Source organism: Rubrivivax sp. A210 (assembly GCF_904426505.1).
Lineage (GTDB): Bacteria > Pseudomonadota > Gammaproteobacteria > Burkholderiales > Burkholderiaceae_C > Rubrivivax.
This window is the reverse complement of record NZ_CAJGBN010000015.1, coordinates 34,042-58,664: the sequence shown is the minus strand read 5'-3', so window position 1 is coordinate 58,664 and position 24,623 is coordinate 34,042. Positions and strand designations below refer to the sequence as shown.

At 69.9% G+C, this 24,623-nt stretch carries 22 protein-coding genes; 16 read left to right on the top strand and 6 right to left on the bottom strand.

Features of this window, described 5'->3' with window-relative positions; genetic code table 11:
* Positions 1–131 precede the first annotated feature (131 nt).
* The 3 genes from JMV16_RS12500 to JMV16_RS12490 all read left to right on the top strand — a co-directional run bounded on the left by JMV16_RS12500 (position 132) and on the right by JMV16_RS12490 (position 3,875).
* A complete protein-coding gene (locus JMV16_RS12500) occupies positions 132–563 on the top strand; it encodes a hypothetical protein (protein ID WP_201494608.1) in 432 nt (143 codons plus the stop codon).
* A gap of 139 nt (positions 564–702) precedes the next feature.
* Positions 703–2,391, top strand: coding sequence for a sensor histidine kinase (locus JMV16_RS12495; RefSeq protein ID WP_201494607.1), 1,689 nt, complete (start codon positions 703–705; stop codon positions 2,389–2,391).
* Positions 2,388–3,875: a sigma-54-dependent transcriptional regulator gene (locus JMV16_RS12490; protein ID WP_201494606.1), complete on the top strand. Its 1,488-nt coding sequence runs from the start codon at positions 2,388–2,390 to the stop codon at positions 3,873–3,875. The genes JMV16_RS12495 and JMV16_RS12490 overlap by 4 nt, the downstream gene beginning before the upstream one ends.
* Before the next feature lie 14 nt (positions 3,876–3,889).
* Here JMV16_RS12490 and JMV16_RS12485 read toward each other — a convergent pair whose 3' ends face one another.
* The 5 genes from JMV16_RS12485 to JMV16_RS12465 form a co-directional block, all read right to left on the bottom strand.
* The gene (locus tag JMV16_RS12485; RefSeq protein WP_201494605.1) at positions 3,890–4,561 is read right to left on the bottom strand and encodes a cytochrome b/b6 domain-containing protein; all 672 of its coding nucleotides are present in this window, start codon (positions 4,559–4,561) and stop codon (positions 3,890–3,892) included.
* Between the two features lie 5 nt (positions 4,562–4,566).
* The gene (locus JMV16_RS12480) at positions 4,567–5,697 is read right to left on the bottom strand and encodes a multiheme c-type cytochrome (RefSeq protein ID WP_201494604.1); all 1,131 of its coding nucleotides are present in this window, start codon (positions 5,695–5,697) and stop codon (positions 4,567–4,569) included.
* A gap of 34 nt (positions 5,698–5,731) precedes the next feature.
* Positions 5,732–6,493, bottom strand: a complete 762-nt coding sequence (locus JMV16_RS12475; RefSeq protein ID WP_201494603.1) for a response regulator — start codon at positions 6,491–6,493, stop codon at positions 5,732–5,734.
* 15 nt (positions 6,494–6,508) lie between these two features.
* Positions 6,509–6,970, bottom strand: coding sequence for a response regulator (locus JMV16_RS12470; protein WP_201494602.1), 462 nt, complete (start codon positions 6,968–6,970; stop codon positions 6,509–6,511).
* A 263-nt stretch (positions 6,971–7,233) separates the two neighbouring features.
* A complete protein-coding gene (locus JMV16_RS12465; protein ID WP_201494601.1) occupies positions 7,234–8,421 on the bottom strand; it encodes a M20 aminoacylase family protein in 1,188 nt (395 codons plus the stop codon).
* A 132-nt stretch (positions 8,422–8,553) separates the two neighbouring features.
* On the opposite strand from JMV16_RS12465, the gene JMV16_RS12460 reads away from it, so the two are divergent.
* From JMV16_RS12460 to JMV16_RS12420, 9 genes are all read left to right on the top strand, one after another.
* Positions 8,554–9,843, top strand: a complete 1,290-nt coding sequence (locus JMV16_RS12460; protein WP_201494600.1) for a solute carrier family 23 protein — start codon at positions 8,554–8,556, stop codon at positions 9,841–9,843.
* A 51-nt stretch (positions 9,844–9,894) separates the two neighbouring features.
* Positions 9,895–10,821, top strand: a complete 927-nt coding sequence (locus tag JMV16_RS12455) for a LysR substrate-binding domain-containing protein (protein ID WP_201494599.1) — start codon at positions 9,895–9,897, stop codon at positions 10,819–10,821.
* 80 nt (positions 10,822–10,901) lie between these two features.
* Positions 10,902–12,320 (top strand): FAD-dependent tricarballylate dehydrogenase TcuA, encoded by a 1,419-nt coding sequence (gene tcuA / locus JMV16_RS12450; protein WP_201494598.1) that lies wholly within the window; start codon positions 10,902–10,904, stop codon positions 12,318–12,320.
* Positions 12,307–13,503 (top strand): tricarballylate utilization 4Fe-4S protein TcuB, encoded by a 1,197-nt coding sequence (gene tcuB / locus JMV16_RS12445; protein WP_201494597.1) that lies wholly within the window; start codon positions 12,307–12,309, stop codon positions 13,501–13,503. Before tcuA ends, tcuB begins: the two co-directional genes overlap by 14 nt.
* Before the next feature lie 24 nt (positions 13,504–13,527).
* Complete coding sequence (locus JMV16_RS12440) at positions 13,528–14,499, top strand: Bug family tripartite tricarboxylate transporter substrate binding protein (protein ID WP_201494596.1); 972 nt, start codon at positions 13,528–13,530, stop codon at positions 14,497–14,499.
* Positions 14,500–14,628: 129 nt separating this feature from the next.
* A complete protein-coding gene (locus tag JMV16_RS12435) occupies positions 14,629–15,489 on the top strand; it encodes a MaoC family dehydratase N-terminal domain-containing protein (RefSeq protein ID WP_201494595.1) in 861 nt (286 codons plus the stop codon).
* Positions 15,490–15,501: 12 nt separating this feature from the next.
* Entirely contained in the window at positions 15,502–16,695 is a 1,194-nt protein-coding gene (locus tag JMV16_RS12430; protein WP_201494594.1) for a CaiB/BaiF CoA transferase family protein, read from the top strand.
* 13 nt (positions 16,696–16,708) lie between these two features.
* On the top strand, positions 16,709–17,554 hold the full coding sequence (locus tag JMV16_RS12425; RefSeq protein ID WP_201494593.1) for an HpcH/HpaI aldolase/citrate lyase family protein: 846 nt from the start codon (positions 16,709–16,711) through the stop codon (positions 17,552–17,554).
* Positions 17,555–17,584: 30 nt separating this feature from the next.
* Positions 17,585–18,931, top strand: a complete 1,347-nt coding sequence (locus tag JMV16_RS12420; protein WP_201494592.1) for an adenylosuccinate lyase family protein — start codon at positions 17,585–17,587, stop codon at positions 18,929–18,931.
* Between the two features lie 16 nt (positions 18,932–18,947).
* On the opposite strand, the gene JMV16_RS12415 is transcribed toward JMV16_RS12420, so the two are convergent.
* Positions 18,948–19,916, bottom strand: a complete 969-nt coding sequence (locus tag JMV16_RS12415) for a LysR family transcriptional regulator (RefSeq protein ID WP_201494591.1) — start codon at positions 19,914–19,916, stop codon at positions 18,948–18,950.
* A 98-nt stretch (positions 19,917–20,014) separates the two neighbouring features.
* On the opposite strand from JMV16_RS12415, the gene JMV16_RS12410 reads away from it, so the two are divergent.
* From JMV16_RS12410 to JMV16_RS12395, 4 genes are all read left to right on the top strand, one after another.
* Positions 20,015–22,108 (top strand): 4-oxalomesaconate tautomerase, encoded by a 2,094-nt coding sequence (locus tag JMV16_RS12410; protein WP_201494590.1) that lies wholly within the window; start codon positions 20,015–20,017, stop codon positions 22,106–22,108.
* Positions 22,109–22,176: 68 nt separating this feature from the next.
* Positions 22,177–23,250 (top strand): porin, encoded by a 1,074-nt coding sequence (locus tag JMV16_RS12405; protein WP_201494589.1) that lies wholly within the window; start codon positions 22,177–22,179, stop codon positions 23,248–23,250.
* Between the two features lie 114 nt (positions 23,251–23,364).
* Entirely contained in the window at positions 23,365–24,012 is a 648-nt protein-coding gene (locus JMV16_RS12400; protein WP_236580493.1) for a trimeric intracellular cation channel family protein, read from the top strand.
* Between the two features lie 120 nt (positions 24,013–24,132).
* Complete coding sequence (locus tag JMV16_RS12395; RefSeq protein ID WP_201494588.1) at positions 24,133–24,576, top strand: PaaI family thioesterase; 444 nt, start codon at positions 24,133–24,135, stop codon at positions 24,574–24,576.
* Positions 24,577–24,623 lie beyond the last annotated feature (47 nt).

Genomic DNA, 24,623 nt, shown 5'->3' with positions numbered 1-24,623 from the left:
CGCGCTTCGTCGGGCGGCGGTACTGCTCGTACTGCGCATTGTCGTCAGCGGCCACGGCAAGGGTATGTTGCTTCATGCTCGACTCAACGCACGAGCCGTGCCCTCAGTGGACTTGATCAGCGTTGCCTTAAATGTCGAGAATCCTCGCCGCCACGCTGCTTGCATCGGCCCTGCTCTTCAACTCCGGCTGCGCCGTCAACCGTGCCACCGCCACGGCCGATCCGTCGCTGCAATGGGACTCGCTCAAATCGCTGCACGTCAAGAAGCTCGAGGGCGAAGACGGCAGCGTGCGCAAGCTCATTGTCGAGAAGTTTCGTGCCTCCGGCTTTGCCGTGTCCACCGACCCCGAACCGGCGGTGAAACCCGACGCGGTCGTCACCTACCACGACAAGTGGATGTGGGACATCACGATGTATCTGCTCGAATTGACCATCACCCTGCACGATCCACGCAGCGATGTCGCAGTGGCCTCGGGCAATTCGCTCCACACCTCGCTCACGCGCAAGTCGCCCAAGGAAATGGTCGACGAGGTGGTGGACAACATCCTGAAGCAGAAGAAGTAGACCCGGCCGCTGCACGCCCCGCCCGCGCTTGACCCGCATCAAGCGCGCCGCTAGCGCCGGCGCCTAGCATGGTGCCATCCATTGCCGGGAGCCGTGCAGCGCCTGCTGCAAGGCCGGGCCCGGCCTGCGGCGGCACTCCATGGCGAGCACGGGCAGGACGCCCCCCTACTGGGCGTCATCGCTGAAGTTCAAGGTCTCGGTCTACGTCTCGGCACTGCTGGTTGCTGCCTTCGGCGTCTTCACCTGGGGCCAGGCGCGGCAGCAGCGCGAAGACCTGCTGGAAACCGCGGTCGCCCACATCCTGCAGTTGTCGGACGCCATCGTCCACAGCACCAACTTCATGATGATGGAAGACAAGCCCGACTACGTACACCAGATCATCACGGACGTCGCACGCGAGAAGAACATCGACCGCATCCGCATCTTCAGCAAGAAGGGCAAGGTGATCGACTCCACCTTTGCCGGCGAAGTGGGCGTGGTGCTGGACCCCAAGGCCGAGGGATGCGTGTCCTGCCACAAAGGTGACAAGACGGGCGACAAACCCGGTGACAAGCCGCCCGAGAGCCTGAGCGACCGCGACCGCGTGCGCTTCTTCCAGGATGCCAACGGCCGGCGCCTGATGGGCATGATGCAGGTGGTGCGCAACGAGCCCTCGTGCCAGAGTGCCGCCTGCCACACCCACCGCAATGCGCCTGCGGTGCTGGGCGTGGTCGACATCGTCTATTCCATCGACGGCGTCGAGCAGCGCGTCAACCAGGCGGCGTTGCGCACGGCGGCGCTGGCACTGGCCTTTCTGCTGCTGGCCGCCGCCTGCATCAGCCTCATCGTGCACCGGCTGGTCTACCGGCCCTTGGGCGACCTGGGCAAGGCAGCGCAGCGGCTGGCGGGCGGCAACCTCGAAGTGCCGATCCCGGTGCGCAGCGTCGACGAGTTCGGCCAGCTGGCCGGCTCGTTCAACACCATGATGGGGGCGCTGCGCGAATCGCAGCAGGGACTGGCCGACGCCGCGCGCCAGCTCGAGCAGAAGGTCGAGGAGCGCACGCAGCAGCTGCGCGCCGCCGAAGCCCAGGCGTTGCAGCAGCAGAAGCTGGCTGCCACCGGCCTGCTGGCTTCGGGCATCGCCCACGAGCTGAACAATCCGCTCACCGGCGTGCTCACCTTCTCGTGCCTGATACGGCAGAAGATGACCGAAGGCAGCCAGGATGCCGAGGACATGGATCTGGTCATCCGTGAGACCAAGCGCTGCGCCGGCATCATTCGCCGCCTGCTCGACTTCGCGCGCCAGAAGTCGCCCGAGCGGGCCTATGCCGACCTCAATGCGCTGGTCAAGGAGACGGCGCGCCTGGTCGAGCGCTCGGCCCATCTGCAGGGCACGTCCATCACGCTGGAGCCTGACCCCGCCCTGCCCGCGGTGTGGATGGACGAAAACCAGATCAAGCAGGTGGTGATGAACATGCTCGTCAACGCCCAGCACGCCACCGAGGGCGGCGGCGGCATCCGCGTGGCCACGCGCGCCCTGCCCGCGCCGCGCGCCGCCGAGCCCGGAGCCGAGCCGGTGGAAATGGTCGAGATCCGCATCGCCGACACCGGCTGCGGCATCCCCGAGCAGGACCTGGGCCGCATCTTCGACCCCTTCTTCACCTCCAAGGAGGTGGGCAAGGGCACGGGCCTGGGCCTGTCGGTCAGCCACGGCATCGTGCGCGCCCACGGCGGCCTCATCGAGGTGGAGAGCACCGTCGGCGTGGGCACCACCTTCCGCATCTGCCTGCCCATGGCCCCCGGCGCGGCGGCGGCCGAATCTTCCGCGCACCAGGACATCCCGGCATGAACACAGCCCACGGCCAGACCAGCCACGCCGAGGCTGCGGCGCCGCCGACCATCCTGGTGGTCGACGATGAGGAGATCGTGATCCGCAGCACGGTGCGCATCCTCGAAGGCCTGGGCGCGACGCTGAAGACGGCGCCCGATGCCGCCCACGCGCTGCGCGAGCTGGCGCACACCGCCTTCGACCTCGCCATCCTCGACATCATGATGCCGGGCATCGACGGCATCGAGCTGCTGCGGCGCATCAAGGAAGCCACGCCCGACACCGAGGTCATCATGTTCACCGGCCTGGCCCAGGTGAGCACGGCGGTGAACTGCATGAAGCTGGGCGCCTTCGACTACATCGCCAAGCCCTTCGAGCCCGACGAGCTGAAGCTGGCCGTGACGCGGGCGCTCGAGCACCGCGCGCTGCGGCGCGAGAACAGCACGCTCAGGCAGGCCATCGATGCCAAGTACCGGCTCGACCGCATGGTCGGCCAGAGCGCCGCGGTGCAGCAGGTCTACCGCCTCATCGCTCAGTGTGCGGCCACGCATTCGACGGTGCTGATCACGGGCGAGAGCGGCACCGGCAAGGAGCTGGCGGCGCGCGCCATCCACCACAACAGCCTGCGCAGCAGCGGCCCCTTCGTGACGGTGGACTGCGGCTCGCTGTCAGAGGCCTTGCTGGAAAGCGAGCTTTTCGGCCATGCCCGCGGTGCCTTCAGCGGCGCGGTGGCGCGCAAGAAGGGCATGGTGGAGGTGGCCGAGGGCGGCACGCTCTTCATGGATGAGATCGGCAACCTGCCGCCGGCCATCCAATCGAAGCTGCTGCGATTGATCCAGCAGCACGAGTTCCGCGCCGTCGGCGACACGCGCACGCAGACCGCCAATTTCCGCCTCGTGGCCGCCACCAACAAGGATCTCGCGGCGATGGCCGCCGAGGGCAGCTTCGCGGCCGACCTGTACTACCGCCTGGCGGTGTTTCCCATCCACCTGCCGCCGCTGCGCGAACGCCGCGATGACATCCCCGGCCTGGCCTACCACTTCATGCACAGCTTTGCGCGCGAGCTGGGCAAGGACGTCGACAGCATCTCCGAGGCCGCCATGTGCGCCCTCGTGGCCCACGACTGGCCGGGCAACATCCGCCAGCTCGAGAACGCGCTGCACCGCGCCGTGATCCTGTGCGACGACAAGGTGCTGCGCGCCGCCCATCTCGACGGCATCGCCGTGGCCCAGGCCGACGAAGGCCAGGACGTGCCGCGCACCGGCGAGGAACTCAAGCGGCAGAAGAAGCGGCTGCGCGAGAAGTCGGTGGAAGAGCTGGAGCACCAGTTCGTGCTCGAGGCGCTCAAGCGCAACGACTGGAACGTGACGCGCAGCGCCCAGGAGACTTCGATGCTGAGGGCCAATTTCCAGGCCCTGATGCGCAAGCACAACGTGCGCGTTCGCGGCGCGGCCGATGACGGCGAGAACGAAGGCGGGGCCGGCGAACCGGCCCCGCAGGCCTAGACCGCCGCTGTCGGTCAGTGCGCTGGCGCCACGGCGGCAGCCGGCACCGGTTCGGCCGCCGGCTCACCCGCCTGTTCGACTTCTTCATACCCGTTCAGCATGGCCTTGATATGGGCGCCGGCCGTGTGGCCCAGCGTGGTCAGGTAGATGTGGACGAACAGGAAGGCGACGAAGCCGACAAAGAGCGACACATGCAAGGTGTTGACTGCGCGCGGGCCGCCCAGCAGGGCGACGGTGCCGGCAAAGGCCTGCATGTCCCACAGCACGACGCCGGAGTACAGCGCCAGCGGCACCAGCAGGATCATCACGATCTGGTAGGTCATGGCCTGCAGCGCATTGAACTTGCGGTAGGCGCTGACGTGGTGGGGGTTGGGCTGGCCCTTGAACAGGCCGTAGCCGTAATAGGCCAGCTGCCGCATCACATTGCGGTAGTGCGTGCGCGGCGACAGCTCGGGGTGGTAGACCGTGATGCGGTCGGAGAACAGGTAATAGACCAGCCAGACGCCGTAATTGGCGATGAGGACGAAGCCTATTGCGCAGTGCAGGTCGATCACCGGCTTGAGCGGCAGCGCCTCGAAGACGCGGTAGCCGATCTGGATGCCGGTGAGCATGAGGGCGACGAAGCCGAGCGCATTGATCCAGTGCCAGATGCGCACCGGCAGCGGATGGACGTACAGGCGTGTCATGGTCTTCACTCCTTGGGCTGTTGCGGCTGGGGCTGCGGTTGCGAGCGGCGCATCAGGCGCCGGGTGATGAAGTGCAGGCCGGGCACCGAGACGCCCAGGCCCAGGCCGAGGGCGAGCAGCAGGTCGAGCTGGGCCAGCCGCGTGCCGCCCAGGGCATAGAAGCCACGCAGCGCCTCGATGGTGACGGCCGAGCTGAGGATCTCGCGCTGGGCCTCGACGCGCACCGGGCCGCCGCCGGCGTCCAGCATCGACACGGCCACGCTCTTGTAGGGCGCGGCGTCCTGGTCGTGGCAGGCATAGCAGTCGCGCAGCGCACGCGTCTTGTCGGGCAGCGCATGGGCCTGCACGCCGCTCTTGAGCTCGATGCGGCCCTGCACCGTGACCTTGGCGCCTTCGCGTTCCAGCGCCTGCAGCAGGGCGCGAAACTCGTGCGCGTCCAGCCCGTCGTTCCTGGTGTCGGCCAGCTTGGCCAGGATCTCGAAGCGGCCCGCCAGCGCACTGCCGGCCGGCGCATCGGTGTCCACCAGGCGCAGGTCCACCCGCGGCTGGGCCTCGGGCGCATGGCAGGCGGCGCAGGCCACGGTTTGCATATGGCGCGCGGCATTCGGCAGCCAGACCTTGTGTGTGGCGGCGGGGTCATCGTGGCAGGCCAGGCAGGCGTTCTTGGTGCCGTCCTGCACCGAGGCGGTGGTGATGGCGTGGGGCGAGTGGCAGCCGTCGCAGTCAGGCGCCGACTTGACCTTGGCGCGCAGGCGTTCGGCGTGGAAGCTGCGGTCATAGGCCTTGACGATCTTGGCGTGGCAGCTGCGGCAGACAGCGCTCACCGAGGCCTTGCGCCGGGCGGGCGCGTCGGCCACCGCCTTGCCCGGATGGCCGGGCAGCGTGATGGTCTCGTGGCAGCTGTCGCAGCCTGCGTCGCCGTGTACCGAGTGCAGATAGGCCGAGGTGTCCACTGTCGCGGCCTTGCGCCCATCGGGCTGGGGCTTGGCATCGCTGCCGTGGCAGTCCAGGCAGGCGCGGTCGCCTTCGGGGAGGGTGGCCTCGGCGGCGGCCAGCGCCGCCCCGGCTTGCAGCAGGGCGACGGCCATCAGGGCGGTGGCGGCAGTCCGTGTCAGAACACTTGCGAACCCGTTCATGGCTTCATCCTTCTCGCGGCCGGGGCGTCGCGGATCAGGCCCCGCGGCGCGTGAACACCGCCTTGACGGCGAACCAGGCGATCACGCCCAGGCCGACGAAGGGCATCGCGATGATGTAGGCCAGGCCCAGGAAGGGCGCGGCGAAGAACAGCGCCACATCGCGGCCCCAGCGCGTGAACTCGGTGCTCGGGCGGGCGATCAACCACTTCACGAAGTGCCAGGCCGGCACCGCCACCAGGGCCAGCAGGCCGGCGAAGGGCGCCAGCAGCACGAAGGCCAGCGTGAGCAGCGGCACCAGGGCCACCGGCACGCCGCGCAAGGCCGGCTTGGCGGCGGGTGCGGCGGCGGCGGCGGGTACAGCCATCAGTGCCACCACGGCCGGTGCCTCGGCCACGGCCACCGCTTCCACCCCGCGCTCGCGCACCGCCTCGCGGGCGCTGTCCTCGATCATCTGCGGCGACAGCGGCTTGTGCAGCACGGCCGAGACGCCGGCGGCCCGGGCGCGCGCCTCGTTCTCGACCGTGGCATAGCCGCTGACGATGACCACCGGCAGCCAGGGCTGCTGGGCGCGGATGCGCTCGGCCACCGTGATGCCATCCATGCCCGGCATGCGAATGTCGGTGAAGACGGCGTCGTACTTCTCCGCACCGATCTTGGCCAGGGCCTCTTCGCCGTCACGCGCGGTGACGACCGCATAGCCCTTGCCCGACAGCACGCGGTCGAAGCTCTTGCCGACGACGGGGTCGTCATCGACCACCAGGACCCGGCTCAGCAGTTGTTGTTGTTGCGCGCTCATGATGTTTCCTTTCAATCAGCTCGCGAAATCGGAGGTCTGGAATCCGGGGGCCAAATGAGATTCAAGGGCCGACGGAAACGGGCGTTCGCAACGCAGCGCCCACTGCTTGTGCTCGATGGCGTGGGCCGCGGCTTCGATGACCACGGCCGGTTCCAGGGGTTTGGAGAGGTAGTCGCTGGCGCCCAGGCGTATCGCCTCCTTGGCGGTGTCCAGCGTGGGGTAGCCGGTGATCACAATCACCTCGCTCTCGGGCCAGCGGCCGCGCAGCTGGCGCAGCACGGCCATGCCGTCCATGCCGGGCATGCGCAGGTCGAGCAGCACGATGTCGAAGGGCGCGGTTTCCATCGCCGCCAGCGCCTGCAGGCCGCCGTGGACCGCCAGCACCTCGCAGTGCTCGCTGGCCAGCACCCGCCGATGGCAGCGGCGCACGATTTCCTCGTCGTCGACGATCAGGACTCGGGTGGTGGTGGCGCTCATGGTGCTGGGCTCGCGGCTGGGGTCTCTCACCCAGTGCGTACGCGCAAACCGTGCCGCCACCAACCGCCAGGGCGGATTGCTTCAGCGAATCAAGGACTTGGCTCGCCGGCGCCTCGTTCAACGCGCTCGCAAGGGGCGTCGAACGCGGCCCGAAGTACGCGGCAAATGTGCAGCGGCGGCCTGCAGCGGCAGCGCTAGCCCAGGGAAATCAAGCGCTTGCGCGCGCTGCGGGGTGCATGGAAATCTTGTTCACCCCGCCTGCATCAATCGACCAGGTAGCGCTCCACCAACCGCGTCCAGTAGGCGGCGCCCACGGTGAGGATCTCGTCGTTGAAGTCGTAGCGCGGGTTGTGCAGCATCGCGCTGTCGAGACCGTTGCCCAGGCGGAAGAAGCAGCCGGGCCGGTGCTGCAGGTAGTAGGCGAAGTCCTCGCTGCCGGTCACGGGCGGGAAGTTGGCCAGCACGCCTTCGGGCCCGACGAGTTCGGCCGCCACCTCGCGCGCAAAGGCGGTCTCGGCCTCGCTGTTGACCAGCACCGGGTAGCCGCGCTCGTAGTCCACCGTGGCCTCGCCGCCATAGCCCTGGGCCTGGGCGGTGGCGAGGGCGCGGATGCGCTCTTCCAGGCGGTCGCGCACCTTGGGGTCGAAGGAGCGGATGCTCAGCGCCATCGTCGCCGTGTCGGGGATGACATTGGGCGCCGAGCCGGCGTGCAGCGCGCCCACGGTGACGACGGCGGTGTGCAGCGGGTCGATGTTGCGCGAGACCACGCTTTGCAGCGCCATCACCAGGCTGCCGGCGATCAGTATCGGGTCCACTGTCTGCTGCGGCCTCGCCGCATGGCCGCCACGGCCGTGGAGGGTGATGCGGGCCGTGTCCGAGGCCGACATGAAGGGCCCGCTGCCGAAGCCGAAGGCGGCCGTGGGCAGGCCGGGGCTGTTGTGCAGGCCGTAGATGGCGTCGCAGGGAAAGCGCTCGAACAGGCCGTCGGCGATCATGCGCTGCGCCCCGCTGCCCTGGCCGGCCTCCTCGGCCGGCTGGAACACCAGATGCACCGTGCCCGAGAAGCGCCGCGTCTTGGCCAGGTGCTCGGCCGCGCCCAGCAGCATGGTGGTGTGGCCGTCGTGGCCGCAGGCGTGCATCACGCCGGCCTTGCGGCTGGCGTAGGGCTTGCCGGTGGCCTCATGGATGGGCAGGGCGTCCATGTCGGCGCGCAGGGCGATGCGGCGGTGGCCAGCGCCCACGGCCAGCGTGCCAACGAGGCCGTGGCCGCCGATGCCGCGCTCCACCTGCCAGCCCCAGTCTTCCAGGTGCCTACCCACCAGGGCCGCGGTGTCGGCCTCCTCGAAGCTCAGCTCAGGGTGCTGGTGCAGATGGCGGCGCGTGTTCGACAGAAAACCGGCGGCGCCGGAAAGATCGGCCAATTGGCACAGGCAGCGCAGGCGGTGGTCCATGGGGAATCTCTCTGTAGGTGCGGACAGGCGCAAGCATTCTGGCCGCACCAGCGGCGGGCCGCACCCGGTGTCGCCCTAGACTCCCGGGCAGCCCGGCTCACGAGGCCGCAACCAGCACGAGGGAAACCCACGATGAGTTCGATCTTCAGTTGGCGCGAGGTGCGCCCCAGCCCCGGCAGCGTCGTCGCGCCCGACGAGCGCCTGCCCTGGCCGCAGACCGCCGCCATGGGCGTACAGCACGTCATCGCGATGTTCGGCGCCACCGTGCTGGCGCCCATCCTGATGGGCTTCGACCCCAATGTCGCCATCCTGATGAGCGGCATCGGCACCCTGATCTTCTTCGCCATGGTGGGCGGCCGCGTGCCCAGCTACCTGGGCTCGAGCTTCGCCTTCATCGGCGTCGTCATCGCCGCCACCGGCTTTGCCGGCCAGGGCGGCAATGCCAAGCTGGGCCTGGCCCTGGGCGGCATCATCGCCTGCGGCGCGCTCTACACGCTGATAGGCCTGGCCGTGATGGCAACCGGCACGCGCTGGATCGAACGCCTGATGCCACCGGTGGTGACCGGCGCCGTGGTCGCGGTGATCGGCCTCAACCTGGCCGGCATCCCGATCAAGAACATGGCGCCCACCGCCTTCGATGCCTGGATGCAGGGCGTCACCTTCGTCTGCGTGGCCGGCGTGGCCGTGTTCACGCGCGGCATGACGCAGCGCCTGCTGATCCTGGTCGGCCTCATCATCGCCGCCCTCGTCTATGCGGTGCTGACCAACGGGCTCGGCCTGGGCAAGCCCATCGAGTTGGCCGGCATCGCCAGTGCTGCCTGGTTCGGCGCCCCGCGTTTCGCGGCACCCATCTTCGACGGTAGCGCGATGCTGCTGATCGCCCCAGTGGCCGTGATCCTGGTGGCCGAGAACCTGGGCCACATCAAGGCCGTGAGCGCGATGACCGGCCGCAACCTCGACCCGCTGATCGGCCGCGCCTTCGTCGGCGACGGCATCGCCACCATGGTCTCGGGCGCCAGTGGCGGCACCGGCGTCACCACCTATGCCGAGAACATCGGCGTCATGGCGGCGACCAAGATCTACTCGACCGCCACCTTCGTGATCGCCGCGCTCATCGCCATCCTGCTCGGCTTCAGCCCCAAGTTCGGCGCACTGATCCAGGCCATACCGCTGGCGGTGATGGGCGGCGTGTCCATCGTCGTCTTCGGCCTCATCGCGGTGGCCGGGGCCAAGATATGGGTCGACAACAAGGTCGACTTCGCCGACAACCGCAACCTCGTGGTCGCCGCCATCACCCTGGTGCTGGGCACGGGCGACTACACGCTCAAGTTCGGCGCCTTCACGCTGGGCGGCATCGGCACCGCCACCTTCGGCGCCATCCTGCTGTGGGCGCTGCTGGGGCGGGGCGGGGTGGCGAAGTAGGGTCGGCCTGGGCGGCGCGGTACTGCGCCGACTCCGTAACGGATTCCACCCATGGAACTTCGCCAACTGCGCTACTTCGTCAAGGTCGTCGAGCACGGCAGCTTCAGCCAGGCCGCGGCGGCCCTGGGCGTCGTCACCTCGGCGCTGAGCCAGCAGGTCAGCCGGCTCGAAGGTGAGCTGGCTACACGGCTGCTGCAGCGCACCTCCAAGGGCGTGCTGCCCACCGATGCCGGCCTGGCCTTCTGGCGCCAGGCCCAGCTGGCGCTGCGCCATGCCGAGCACGCGGTGCTGGCGGCGCAGCAGGCACGGCTGTCGGGACACGCCAGCGTGGGCCTGGCGCCATCGACCGCCAGCGTGCTGGGCCTGCCGCTGATGGCGGCGATGCGCGCCCGCTACCCCGAGGTGCGGCTGCATCTGGTCGAAAGCCTCTCGGGCCATCTGGGCCAGATGCTGGGCGCGCGCCAGCTCGACCTGGCGGTAGTGTTCCAGGTCGAACCGGCGCACGGCTGGAGCGTGGTGCCGCTGCTGCAGGAAAGGCTTTACGCGATGGGCCGGCGCGGCCTGCCCGGCCTGCCCACCACGAAGCGCATCCGCATCGAGCAGCTGACCGAGCTGCCGCTGATCCTGCCCAGCGGCCCGCACGGCCTGCGCGCCCTGGTCGACAAGGCCTTCGCCCGCGCCCGCGTCACGCCGCGGGTGGTGGCCGAGATCGACGGCCTCTCGCTGCTGATGGACGCCGTCTCGGCGGGCCTGGGCGCCACCATCCAGCCTGGCGCCGCCACGCTGAGGCTGCGCAGCGACGAGGTGGCCCTGGTGCAGATCAGCAACGCGCACGCCGAGAGGCCCAATCTGCTGGTCAGCCTGTCGGACGACGAACTGTCACCGGCCGCGCTGGCCACCCGCGTGGTGCTGGCCGAGGTGGCGCGCACGCTGGTGCGTGACGGCCGCTGGATCGGCGCTGCCGTTCACGAATCCTGAAACCCCCTTGCGGCAAGTGCTCTGGCGGGCGGGACAGTGCCTGTCTACAGTGCATCCAACCCTGAACGAAGGAGGACGCCGTGGTGGATGTGCTGGTGATCGGTGGCGGCAATGCCGCCTTGTGCGCCGCGCTGATGGCGCGCGAAGCCGGCGCCAGCGTGCGGATGCTCGAGGCCGCGCCCCAGGCCTGGCGCGGCGGCAACTCGATGCATGTGCGCAATCTGCGCTGCATGCACGACGCTCCGCAGGACGTGCTGATCGAGTCCTATCCCGAAGAGGAGTACTGGCAGGATTTGCTCAAGGTGACAGGCGGCAAGACCGACGAGGCGCTGGCGCGGCTGGTCATCCGCGCCTCGGCCACCTGCCGGCCCTGGATGCGCAGGCACGGCGTGCACTTCCAGCCGCCGCTGTCGGGCGCGCTGCATGTGGCGCGCACCAATGCCTTCTTCATGGGCGGCGGCAAGGCCCTGGTCAACGCCTACTACCGCAGCGCGCAGCGCCTGGGCGTGCAGGTGCGCTATGACTCGCCGGTGGACCGCATTGAGCTCGAAGGCACACGCTTCGTCGCGGCCTGGGTGGGCGGCGAGCGCATCACGGCCCGCGCCTGCGTGCTGGCCGCCGGCGGCTTCGAATCCAACCGCGCCTGGCTGCGCGAGGCCTGGGGCCAGAACGCGCGTGGCGAATGGCCGGCCGACAACTTCTTGATCCGCGGCACCCGCTTCAACACCGGCGTGCTGTTGAAGCAATTGATGGCCCTGGGCGCCGACACCATCGGCGACCCCACCCAGGCCCACATGGTGGCCATCGACGCACGCGCACCGCTCTACGACGGCGGCATCTGCACGCGGCTGGACTGCGTCTCGCTGGGCGTGGTGCTCAACCGCAACGCCGAGCGCTTCTACGACGAGGGCGAGGACTTCTGGCCCAAGCGCTATGCCATCTGGGGCCGCCTGGTGGCCCAGCAGCCGGGGCAGATCGGCTACAGCATCATCGACGCCAAGGCGGTGGGCCGCTTCATGCCGCCGGTGTTCGAGGGCGTGCAGGCCGACAGCCTGGCGGAACTGGCGGCCAAGCTGGAGCTGGATGCAGAGCGCTTCACGCACACGCTGGCCGCGTACAACGCCGCCTGTCGCGTCGGCCACTTCGACCACACCCGGCTCGACGACTGCCACACCGAGGGGCTGGCGCCGGCCAAGACGCACTGGGCCCTGCCGATAGACACGCCGCCCTTCTACGGCTATGCCCTGAAGCCGGGCGTGACCTTCACCTACCTGGGCCTGAAGGTCGGCGCCAGCACCGCGGTGCAGTTCGGCGGCCAGGCCAGCGCCAACCTCTTCGTCGCCGGCGAAATGATGGCCGGCAATGTGCTGGGTCAGGGCTACACGGCCGGCGTCGGCATGTCCATCGGCACGGCCTTCGGACGCATCGCCGGCAGCCAGGCGGCAGCGGCATGCGACCACGCCGTGCCCAAGCAAGGAGCCGACCATGTCGCCGCTTGATGTGCTGGTCCGCGAGGCCACCGACCTGTCCGAGGGCGGGCCGGGTGCGCGCCGCGTGATCCCCATTCGCACGGCTACCGCCGGCGAGGCCGAGGTGGCGCGCGTGATGCAGATCTGCAATGCCTGCCGCTACTGCGAGGGCTTCTGCGCGGTGTTTCCGGCGATGACGCGACGGCTGGCCTTCAGCCCGGCCGATGCCCACTTCCTGGCCAACTTGTGCCACAACTGCGGCGCCTGCCTGCACGCCTGCCAGTACGCGCCGCCGCACGAGTTTGCCGTCAACGTGCCCCGGGCCCTGGCCCGCGTGCGCGGCCAGACCTATGCCGACTACGCCTGGCCGCCGGCCCTGGGCCGCCTGTACCAGCGCAACGGCCTCACGCTGGCGCTGGCCCTGGTCGCCGGCCTGGCGCTGTTCCTGATGCTGGCCGTGGCGCGCCAGGGCGGGCTGGCGGCGCTGGCCCAGCCGGCCGGCGCCGGCGGCTTCTACGCGGTGTTCCCCCACAACCTCATGGTGGCGCTGTTCGCGCCGGTGTTCGGCTGGGCCGTGCTGGCGCTGACGCTGGGCGTGCGCCGCTTCTGGCGCGACGAGGCCCCCGGCAGCACCAGCGCCGCTGCGCTGGCCGAGGCCGGCAACAATGCGCTGAGCCTGAAATACCTGGACGGCGGCCACGGCCAGGGCTGCAACAACGAGGACGACGCGTTCACGCTGTGGCGCCGGCGCGCCCACCACGCCACCTTCTACGGCTTCATGCTGTGCTTTGCCGCCACCGCCTCGGCCACGCTCTACCACTACGTTCTGGGCTGGCAGGCGCCGTATGGCTTCAACACCCTGCCCAAGCTGCTGGGTACGGCCGGTGGCCTGAGCCTGGCGCTGGGTTGTGCCGGCCTGGGCTGGCTGAACCTGCGCCGCCACCCGCTGCAGGGCGACGCGGCGCAGAAGCCCATGGACCTGGGTTTCCTGCTGCTGCTGTTCCTCACCGCCACCAGCGGCCTGGCCCTGATGCTGAGCCACGCCAGCGCCGGCTTCACGGCCCTGCTGTGCCTGCACCTGGGCACGGTGATGGCGCTCTTCGCCACCCTGCCCTACGGCAAGTTCGCCCATGGCGTGTTCCGCGTCGCGGCGTTGCTGAAGTGGGCCATCGAGAAACGCCTGCCCAGCCGGCTCAAGCTGGCCGACGACTGAATCCACCCTGCCGGAGACAAGACCATGCAACGCCGCCAACTGACCGCTGCCGCCCTCGCGGCCTTTACCGCCATGCTGAGCCCCTGGGCCGCTGCCCAGGACATCCCCAGGAAGAACCTGACCCTGGTCGTGGGCTTCGCCGCCGGCGGCGCAGCCGACACCGGCGCCCGCGTGGTCGCGCGCAAGCTGAGCGAGAACCTGGGCCAGACCGTGGTGGTCGACAACCGCGCCGGCGCCGGCGGCAATATCGCCCACCAGTTCGTGGCCCAGGCAGCACCCGACGGCGCCACCATCCTGCTCGGCTCCATAGGCCCGCTGGCCATCGCGCCGCACCTGATGAAGCTGCCCTACGACCCGCAGCGCGACCTGGCGCCGCTCACGATGGGCATGAGCTTTCCCAACGTGCTGGTGGTACACGCCGGCGTGCGCGCCAAGACATTGGCCGAGTTCGTGGCCCTGGCCAAACAGAAGCCCGGCGCGCTGGACTACGCCTCCACCGGGGCCGGCTCGGCCTCGCACCTGGCGGGCGAGCTTTTCAACCAACGCGCCGGCGTCGACACGGTGCACATCCCCTACAAGGGCGGCGCGCCCGCGCTGCAGGACCTGTTGGGCGGGCGCGTGGCAGCCTATTACTCGACCTGGTCGACGGCGCAGCCGCATGTCGAATCGGGCAAGCTGATCGCGCTGGCCAGCACCGGGCTCACGCGGCCGGAGTTCCTGCCCAACCTGCCGACCATCGCCGAATCGGGCTATCCGGGCTTTGCGGCCACCAACTGGTATGCCTTCGTCGCCCCCGGCAAGACGCCGCCGGCGGTGCTGGAGCGCTGGAACCTGGAACTGCGCAAGGCCCTCAATGCCCCCGACGTGAAGTCCGAGCTGCTCAAGCACGGCCTCACGCCGCAGCCCGGCAGCCGCGACGAGCTGGCGCGCTTCATCGCCGCCGAGACGGTGGCCTGGGGCAAGCTGATCCGCGAGCGCAAGATCACCGCCGATTGAGGCGCAGTCCGGCGCACCCTTGCGCCGAGCGCATCAATCGATTCGATCACCGCACTTCCCGTCGGGGCTCGCCGGGCCGAAACTCCGCCCCCATGGTGTTGCCCTGTCGGCAGCAAGCGGAGGCCCCCCGTGATCGAAACCCCTCAAGACCCGACAGCCTGGATTGGCCGCAGCGAGACCCTGCACGACGTCATAGGTCCGACGCCGGTGCTGGCGCTGAGCGCCACGCTGGACCACCCGGCCACGCCAGCGCCCAGCGGCACCGCGCTGCCGCCGCTGTGGCACTGGCTCTACTTCCTGCCGCTGCACCGGCAGAGCGAGATCGGCCCCGACGGCCACGCCCGGCGCGGCGGCTTTCTGCCGCCGGTGCCGTTGCCACGCCGCATGTGGGCGGGCAGCCAGTTCGAGTTCCGCGCGCCGGTGCGCGTGGGCGATGCGGTGGCGCGCACCTCCACCATCGCCGACGTGAGCAGCAAGTCCGGCCGCAGCGGGCCGCTGGTCTTCGTCAAGGTAAGGCACGAGCTGCGCTGCAATGGCGCGGCCGACGCGGCCCTCGTCGAGTTCCACGACATCGTCTACCGCGAGGCCCAGCGCGCCGATGACGTGCCGCCACCACCGCAGGCGGCACCCACCGGCGCGGCCTGGCAGCGTGAGATCCTGCCCGACGACGTGCTGCTGTTCCGCTACTCGGCACTCACCTTCAACGGCCACCGCATCCACTACGACCGCCGCTACGTCACCGAGGTCGAGGGCTATCCCGGTCTCATCGTGCACGGCCCGCTGATCGCCACCCTGCTGCTCGACCTGCTGCGCCGCCACCGGCCCGAGGCCACCGTGGCCGCCTTCCACTTCAAGGCCCTGCGCCCGACCTTCGATGGCCGGCCGCTGCGCATCAACGGCCAGCCCGCCGCCGACGGCAAGACCGTGCGCCTGTGGGCGCAGGACCACGAAGGCTGGCTGACGATGGATGCCACCGCCACCCTGGCCTGAACCCGAACGACCATGCAACCCCTCAAAGGCCTGACCGTCGTGACGCTGGAACATGCGATCGCGGCTCCCTTCGCCACCCGCCAGTTGGCCGACCTGGGCGCGCGGGTGATCAAGATCGAGCGCCCCGGCAGCGGCGACTTCGCGCGGGGCTACGACAGCCGGGTGCGCGGCCTGGCCTCGCACTTCGTCTGGACCAACCGCAGCAAGGAAAGCCTGACGCTGGACGTCAAGCACCCCGGTGCCGCCCAGGTGCTGGAGCGGCTGGTGCTGGAAAAGGCCGACGTGGTGGTGCAGAACCTGGCGCCGGGGGCCGCCGCGCGCCTGGGCCTGGGCTACGAGCGGCTGGCCGCCCTCAAGCCCGGCCTCATCGTCTGCGACATCTCGGGCTATGGCGACGACCCCGTCCACCCCGGCCCCTACCGCGACAAGAAGGCCTACGACCTGCTGATCCAGAGCGAGGCCGGCTTCGTCTCGGTCACCGGCACGCCCGAAGAGGCCTGCAAGGCCGGCCCGTCGATCGCCGACATCGCCGCCGGCATGTATGCCTACACGAACATCCTGGCCGCGCTGATGCAGCGCCAGCAAACCGGCCGCGGCCAGCGCATCGACATCTCCATGCTCGAATCGCTGGCCGAGTGGACCAGCTATCCGCTCTACTACGCCTTCGACGGCGCGCCGCCGCCGCCGCGCACCGGCGCGGCCCACGCCACCATCTACCCCTACGGCCCCTTTCCCACCGGCGCCGACGGCGGCCAGGTGATGCTGGGGCTGCAGAACGAGCGCGAGTGGGTGAACTTCTGCGACAAGGTGCTGCAGCAGCCGGCCCTGGCCACCGAGGCGCGATTTGCCGGCAATGCGCAGCGGGTGGCGGCGCGCGAGGCGCTGCGGCAGATCATCGTCGACGCGTTTGCCCCGTTCACCGCGCCGCAGGTGGTGGCGCGGCTGGAGGCGGCGCAGATCGCGAATGCGCGTGTCAACACCATGGCCGAGGTCTGGGCCCATCCGCAACTGCAGGCGCGCGGCCGCTGGACCCAGGTGGGCACCTCGGCCGGCCCGGTGCCGGCCCTGCTGCCGCCCGGCAACTGGAACACCGGCCCGCGCATGGACCCGGTGCCGGCGCTGGGTGAGCACACCGAGGCCATCCTGGCCGAACTGGGGCTGGACGCCGCGGCCATCGCCGCGCTGCGCGCCGAAGAGGCCATCTGAAGGGCCTGAATCCATGAGCCCCAGAACCTATCTCTTCGTACCCGGCAACCGCCCCGAGCGCTACGCCAAGGCCCTGGCCAGCGGCGCCGACGCCGTGGTGCTGGACCTGGAAGACGCGGTCGCCGCCGATGCCAAGGCCGCCGCGCGAGATGCCATCGCCGACTGGGCCACCACCGCGTCCGTTGCCGAGCGCCAGCGCGTGGTCTTGCGCATCAACGATGCCGAGTCACCCTGGTTTGCCGACGACCTGCGCCTGCTGGCCGGCACCGGCCTGACGCAGGCGATGCTGGCCAAGGCCGAAGCCGCCGCAGCGGTGGCCGCCATCTGCGCCGCCGCGCCCGGCGCCCAGGTGCTGGCCCTGATCGAAACCGCCCGCGGCCTGCATCAGGCGGACACCGTGGCCGCCAGCCCCGGCGTCACGCGCCTGGTGTTCGGGACGCTGGACTTTGCGCTCGACCTCGACCTGGACATTGCCGAGCAGCCCGACGGCCTGGCCCCTGCCGCCAGCCGGCTGGTGCTGGCCTCGCGCCTGGCCGGCCTGCCCGCGCCTGTGGCCGGCGTGACGCCTCAGCTCGACGACGAGGCCCGCCTGCTGGCCGACCTGGCCTGGGCGCGCCGCTTCGGCTTTGGCGCCAAGCTCTGCATCCATCCCAAGCAGGTGGCCCCCATCCACACCGCGCTCGCACCCGGCGAGCAGGCGCTGGACTGGGCCCGCCGCGTGCTGGCCGCCGATGCCGCCCAGCCCGGCGCCGCCCGGCTGGACGGCCGCATGGTCGACCGGCCGGTCGTGCTGCAAGCCATCCGCACGCTGCAACGTGCGGGCTTGCAGGACGGCACGCTCCAGCGCGCCGGACTCTGACTCCCCCTTCGAACCTCAGCGAGACAAGCCATGGCCTCCACCCTCATCGATTCCGTCATCTTCCAGGGCATCTTCTCCAGCGACGCGATGCGCCAGGTCTGGAGCGACGAGAACCGCACGCAGAAATACCTGGACATCGAACGCGCGCTGGCCATCGTGCAGGGCCGCCTGGGCCTGATTCCGCAACAGGCGGCCGACGAGATCGTCAGCCACTGCCGGCTGGACCAGATCGACCTGGGTCTGCTGCGCCAGCAGACCGAGCGCATCGGCTACCCCATCCTGGGCGTGGTCAGCCAGATCAACGCGCTGTGCCGCGACAAGCTCGGCGAGTACGTGCACTGGGGCGCCACCACGCAGGACATCACCGACACCGCGACTGTGCTGCAGATCCGCGAGGCGCTGGACATCGTCGACGCGGAACTGGCCGGCATCTCGGCGGCGATGGCCCGGCTGGCGCGCGAGCACCGCGACACGCCGATGATCGGCCGCAGCAACCTGCAGCAGGCCATTCCCGTGACCTTCGGCTACAAGATGGCCGGCCTGCTGAGCGCCATCGAGCGCCACCGCCAGCGCCTGGCGCAACTGCGCCCGCGCGTGCTGGTGGGCGAGTTCGCCGGTGCCGCCGGCACCCTGGCCAGCCTGCAGACCGGCGCCATGGAAACCCAGGCCGGCCTGTGCGCCGAACTGGGCCTGGGCCAGCCGCTGATCGCCTGGCACACCATCCGCGACAACATCGCCGAGGTGGGCGCCTTCCTGGGCCTGGTGGGCGGCACGCTGGGCAAGCTCAGCATGGACGTGAAGCTGATGATGCAGACCGAGGTGGGCGAGGTCTTCGAGCCCTACCACCACGGCCGCGGCAGCAGCAGCACCATGCCGCAGAAGCGCAACCCCATCGCCAGCTGCTACATCCACGCCGCCATCAGCGTGGTGCGCCAACACAGCGCGGCGCTGATGGACGCGATGGTGGCCGATCACGAACGCAGCACCGGCCCGTGGGAGATCGAATGGATCGTGCTGCCCGAGGCCTTCTGCCTGATGGCCGGTGCGCTCAAGCAGTCGCGCGCCATCGTCGAGGGCCTGGAAGTCGACACCGCCGCCATGCGCCGCAACATCGACATGACGCACGGCCTGGTGATGAGCGAGGCGGTGATGATGGGCCTGGGCAAGTACATCGGCCGCGAGTACGCCCACGACCTGGTCTACGACATCTGCCGCCTGGCCTTGAAAGAGCAGCGCCCGCTGCTCGACCTGCTGTGCGAGAACGCCGAGATCAGCGCCCACCTCGACCGCGCCGCGCTGGCCCGGCTGTGCGACCCGGCCAACTACCTCGGGCAATCGGGCGTGATGGTCGACCGCGTGCTGGCCAGCCTGGGCTGAGCGGCAGCGGCCGGCGTCAGGCCGGTCGCTTCGAGCCCCCCTTGACGGCGGCCGGCGGGTCCGCTTTCGCGGCCGACACGCCACGGCCGCGCGGGCCCTTCATCTCGACCAGGAAGTCGTGCAATTGCTGCGCCGCCGGCGGCAGGCTGCGGCCCTTGCGCTGGATCAGCCCGACCTTGCGGCTGACCACCGGATCGACCAGCGGCACGCTCACCAGCAGCGGGTGGTCGGCGCCGGGCATGGCCATCGCCGGCACCGCGGCTACGCCCAGGCCCGCCTCCACCAGGCCCAGCAGGGTGGTCACGTGCCGGGCCTCGTAGATGCTTTGCGGCTGGCCGGGCATGCCGGCCAGGGCCTGGTCGAGCAGCAGGCGGTTGCCTGAGCCCTTGCCCACCGCGATGAAGTCATAGGGCGCCAGCTCGGCCCAGCTCACCTGGCGGCGGCGAGCCAGCGGATGGTCGCGCCGGCAGGCGGCGACGAAACGCTCTTCCAGCAGCGGCGTGAACGCGATGTCGTGCTCCTGGCTGCCGATGAAGTTGATGCCGAAATCGGCCTCGCCGCCCACCACCGCCGACAGCACCTCATTCGCGCTGGCGTCGATCAGCTTGACGCGGATCTTGGGATAGCGCTCGTGGTAGCGCGAGATCACCCGCGAGAGGTAGTAGTAGACGGTGGAGGGCACGCAGGCGATGGTGACCTCGCCCATGCGCGTGGCGGCCACGCCGCGTATGCCCAGCAGCGTGTTGTCGAGGTCTTCCAGCAACTGCTCGATCTTGCGCGAGAACTCGCGCCCCACGGCCGTGAGCTCGACGCGGCGGGTGGTGCGCTCGAGCAGGCGCACGCCCAGCGCCTGCTCCAGCTTGTCGATGCGGCGGCTGAAGGCCGGCTGCGAGATGGCCACCGATTCGGCCGCCTTGCGGAAGTTGCCCAGCTCGGCGGCGGCGCGAAAGGACAGCAGGTCGTTGAGGTCGAAGTTGATCGCCATGCCGCGTCTCCGGCTCGTTTGAAGTGATGCCAATTTTGGATCAATCGGTCCAAATCATGCAATTCACAAACATAGAGCCACTGCCGATCATGCCGTCCATGAGTCGCACCGTCCCCTGTGTCCTGATGCGCGCCGGCACCTCGCGCGGTCCCTTCTTCCTGCGCCATTGGCTGCCGGCCGACGAGGTGGCGCGCGACGAGGCGCTGATCGGCGCCATCGGTGCCTCCGACCTGCTGCAACTCGACGGCGTGGGCGGCGGCAGCACGCTCACCAGCAAGGTGGCCATCGTCTCGCGCAGCAGCGAGCCAGGCTGCGATGTCGACTACCTGTTCGCCCAGGTCGGGGTCGGCCAGCGTTCGGTGGACACGCGGCCCAACTGCGGCAACATGCTGGCGGGTGTCGGGCCCTTTGCCATCGAGCAGGGCCTGGTGGCCGCCAGCGAAGGCACGACCACGGTGCGGGTGTTCAACGTCAACACCCGCTCGCGCATCGATGTCACGGTGCAGACGCCGGCCCGGCGCGTGCGCTACGACGGCGAGGCCCGCATCGACGGCGTGGCCGGCACCGCGGCACCCATCCTGCTGAACTTCCTCGACGCCTGGGGCGCGGTGACCGGCTCGCTGTTCCCCACTGGCCAGCGCATCGACACCATTGATGGCGTGGCGCTGACCTGCATCGACGCGGCGATGCCGCTGATGATCATGCGCGCCGCCGACCTGGGCCTGAGCGGCCGCGAGCCGCCCAGCGTGCTCGATGGCGACAAGCCGCTGCTGGCCCGGCTGGAGGCGCTGCGCCTGCAGGCTGGCGCCCGCATGGGCCTGGGCGACGTGAGCCAGAGCGTGATCCCCAAGCCGGTGCTGGTGAGCGAGGGGGACAGCGACGACAGCATCACCTCGCGCTATTTCACGCCGCGCCGTTGCCATGCCTCGCACGCGGCCACCGGCGCCATCGGCGTGGCCACCGCGTTCGCGCTGCCGGGCACGGTGGCCAGCGGCACGGCCCGCACCACCAGTACTCACACCAGCGATGGCCCGCGCCATGTGCTGGTGCTGCATCCGCAGGGCCGCATCGACGTGGCCATCACCGTATCCGGCCAGGGGCAGGAGGCGCGCATAGAGCGCGCCGCCCTGGTGCGCACCGCGCGAAAGATCCTGCAGGGCGAGTTGCACCTGCCGGACTACGTGTTCTCGAAACCCCTGGAAGGAGACATCCCCATGAACAAGCTCATCAATCCGCTGCTCGCCGCTTCGCTGGCGGCGGCCACCGCACCGGCGCTGGCGCAACCGGCCGCCGGCAGCTACCCGACCAAGACGATCACGGTCGTGGTGCCCACGGCCGCCGGCGGCGCCAACGACGCCATGGCGCGCACCATCGCACAGAAGCTGGGGCCGCTGCTGGGCCAGACCATCATCATCGACAACCGCGCCGGTGCCAACGGCTCCATCGCCAGCGAATTCGTCGCCCGCGCCAAGCCCGACGGGCACACGCTGATGCTGGGCTACATCGCCACCCACAGCATGAACCCGGCGCTGCAGAAGCTGCGCTACGACCCAGTGGCGGACTTCACGCCCGTCGGTCTGGTGGGCCATTCGCCCACGCTGATGGTGGCCACCGCCCACGTGCCGGTCAAGGACGTGAAGGACCTGGTGGCCCAGCTCAAGGCCAAGCCCGACAAGTACACCTATGCCTCGGCCGGCAATGGCACGGCGCCCCACTTCGCGGCCGAGTTGTTCAAGCTGAGCGCCGGCGTGGTGATGCTGGGCGTTCCCTACAAGGGCTCGGCGCCGGCCGTCAGCGACACCATCGGCGGGCAGACGCAGTTCATGTTTCCAAGCCTGTTCACGGCGCTGCCGCATGTCAAGTCGGGCAAGCTGCGCCCGCTGGCCGTGGCCGGCCCGAAGCGCGCGCCCGAATTGCCCGACGTGCCCACGCTGAAAGAGGCCGGCGTCGATGGCGTGGACGTGACCCAGTGGTACGCCATCTTTGCGCCCGCGAACACGCCCAAGCCCATTGTCGACAAGCTCAACGAGGCGCTGAACAAGGTGCTGGCCGACAAGGACATCGTCAAGCGCCTGGAAGACCACGGTGCCGATGTCGAAAGCAGCACGCCCGAGCAACTGGCCACCCTGGTGAAGAACGAACTCGCCAAGTGGAAGCGCGTGGTCGCCGCCGCGAAGCTCAGCGCCGACTGAGGCGCGTGCGGACCCGCACCGACCACCGCAAGCCCCTCGATCCAAGCCTTCACATGGAGACAAATCACATGCACAAGACCCTCATCACCCTGGCCCTGGCCGGCGCAGTCGCCGCACCAGCGCTGGCGCAAGGCAGCCTCACCGTCTTCGGCATCGCCGACCTGGCCGTGCGCAGCGTGACGAACGACGGCCCGGGCACGATGAAGTCGCTGGTCAGCGGCTCCAGTTCGACCAGCCGGCTCGGCTTTCGCGGTGTCGAGGACCTGGGTGGCGGCCTGAGCGCCGGCTTCCACCTCGAGCACGGCATCCTGCTGGACATCGGCACTGCCGCGTCAGCCACGCAGTTCTTCGACCGCCGTGCGACCGTGAGCCTGGCCTCCACCACGCTGGGCGAACTGCGCGCCGGGCGCGACTACATGCCCACCTACACAGTCTGGACCCGCCACGATCCCTTCTCCTATGTCGGCGTCGCGGGCTCCAACAACCTGGTGAATGCCACGCCGACCGGACCCATCCGCTCGGCCTTCGGCAGCAACCCCAACACCGCGGTGCGATCCAGCAATGCCATCGAGTACCTGCTGCCGGCCGGGCTGGGCGGGCTCGAAGGCGGCGTGCTGCTGGCTGCGGGTGAAGGCGGCGCCGTGGCCTCCGGCCTGGCCAAGGTGGTGTCGGTGCGCCTCGGCTACGCGGCCGGGCCTTTCGGCGTGGCGGTGGCCACGGCCAGTTCGAAGAACAGCCAGACGAGCGGCGGCGCCTTCAAGGACAACACCGTGGCCGCCAGGTACGACGCCGGCCTGGTCCGGCTGGCCGTGGCCTGGCGCGAGTTCAAGCAGGCCACGGCGACCCAGACCAACACGCTGCTGGCGGCCGTCGTGCCGCTCGGCGCCTCGGAACTGAAGCTGTCGTACAACAAGGCCGACATGGGCGGCAGGGTGGGCACCACCCGCATCGAGGCCAACGGCGCCAGCCAGATCGGCCTGGGCTATGTCTACAACCTGTCCAAGCGCACGTCGCTTTACGCCAGCTACTCGCGGCTGGACAACGAGGGCACGGCCAACTTCGTCATTCCCGGCGGCCCGGCAGGCCTGCGGGCCGGCGGCACCTCGACCGGCTACGAGGCCGGCCTGCGCCACAACTTCTGAACCAGGCCGGGCCTGTGCCTGCGGCCCAGGGGGCAGGCCTCACAATCCCGCCGCAAGCGCAGCAGGCTGGAAGCCCGGCGCAGGGCCTGCCATGCCCGCACTTGCCTGCTGCCGATGAACACGCCCGCCCCCACCACCATGACCCACGTCGTCACGGCCATCGAGGCTGCGGCGACGATCGCCTTCGCCTTCTCGGGCCTGCTGGAGGCGGCACGCAAGCGGCTCGATGCGGTCGGCGTCTGCATGGTGGCCGGGCTGGCGGCCTTCGGCGGTGGCACGCTGCGCGACGTGCTGCTTGACCGCCGGCCCTTCTTCTGGGTCGCGCACGCCGGATGGCTGTGGGTGCTGCTGGCGCTGTGCGCCGCCGCCATGCTCTTCATGCGCGCCCGCCACTTCGCGCCCACCGAGCGCGCCATGCAATGGCCCGACGCACTGGGCCTCGGTCTCTTCACGGCCAGCGGCACCCAGATGGCCCTGGACAGCGGCGCGCCGGCCATCGTCGCCGTGCTGATGGGGGTGGTGACGGCAGTGTTCGGCGGCGTCCTGCGCGACATTGTCTGCAATGAGATCCCCAGCGCCTTCAGCGACCACCGCCCCTATGCCATGTGCGCCTTCGTCGGCGCCTGGGTGCTGGTGGCGGCGCAGTGGTTGGGTGCCACCGACTGGCTGGGCCTGCTCGCGGCGGCATCGGCGGCGGCGCTGCTGCGCGTAATCGCGCTCGTGACCGGCTTCACGCTGCCGCGCTGGTCGCCAGACAGCTGAGAGACTGAGGCCAGCGCTTGTCCCCGTCGTGCCGGGCCGCCGATAAAGTCGGTCCCGGCATTCGCGATGCATCGCATCCATTGCGCCGCTCAATCCTCAGCCAACAATCCGCCACCCCGCATGACCCACAACCCCGACCCCCAGCTTGTCGAGCGCATCGTCGCCAGCTTCGAGCGCCAGTCCGCGATGCGGCTCATCCGCGCCACCTTGCCGCTGGTGGAGCCCGGCCGCACCGAGATCCACGTTCCCCATTGGGACGGCATCGAGCAGCAGCACGGCTTCGTGCATGGTGGCGTGGTCGGCATGATTGCCGATTCCGCGGCCGGCTATGCCGCCATGACCCTGGTGCCGGCCAGCGCCTCGGTGCTGACCGTCGAATACAAGATGAACCTGGTCGCGCCGGCCGACGGCGAGAAGCTGATCGCCCGCGGCGAGGTGCTGCGCCCGGGCCGCACGCTGATCGTCACCCGGGCCGAGGTCTTCGCGGTGAAGGACGGCCGCGAGACCCTGTGCGCGCTGATGCAGCAGACCATCATGGTCATGCACGGCAAGGCGGAGAAGTAGGCGACGGGCGCGGCTGGCCGCCGCGCTCGTGTTCTGGCCAGCGGGCG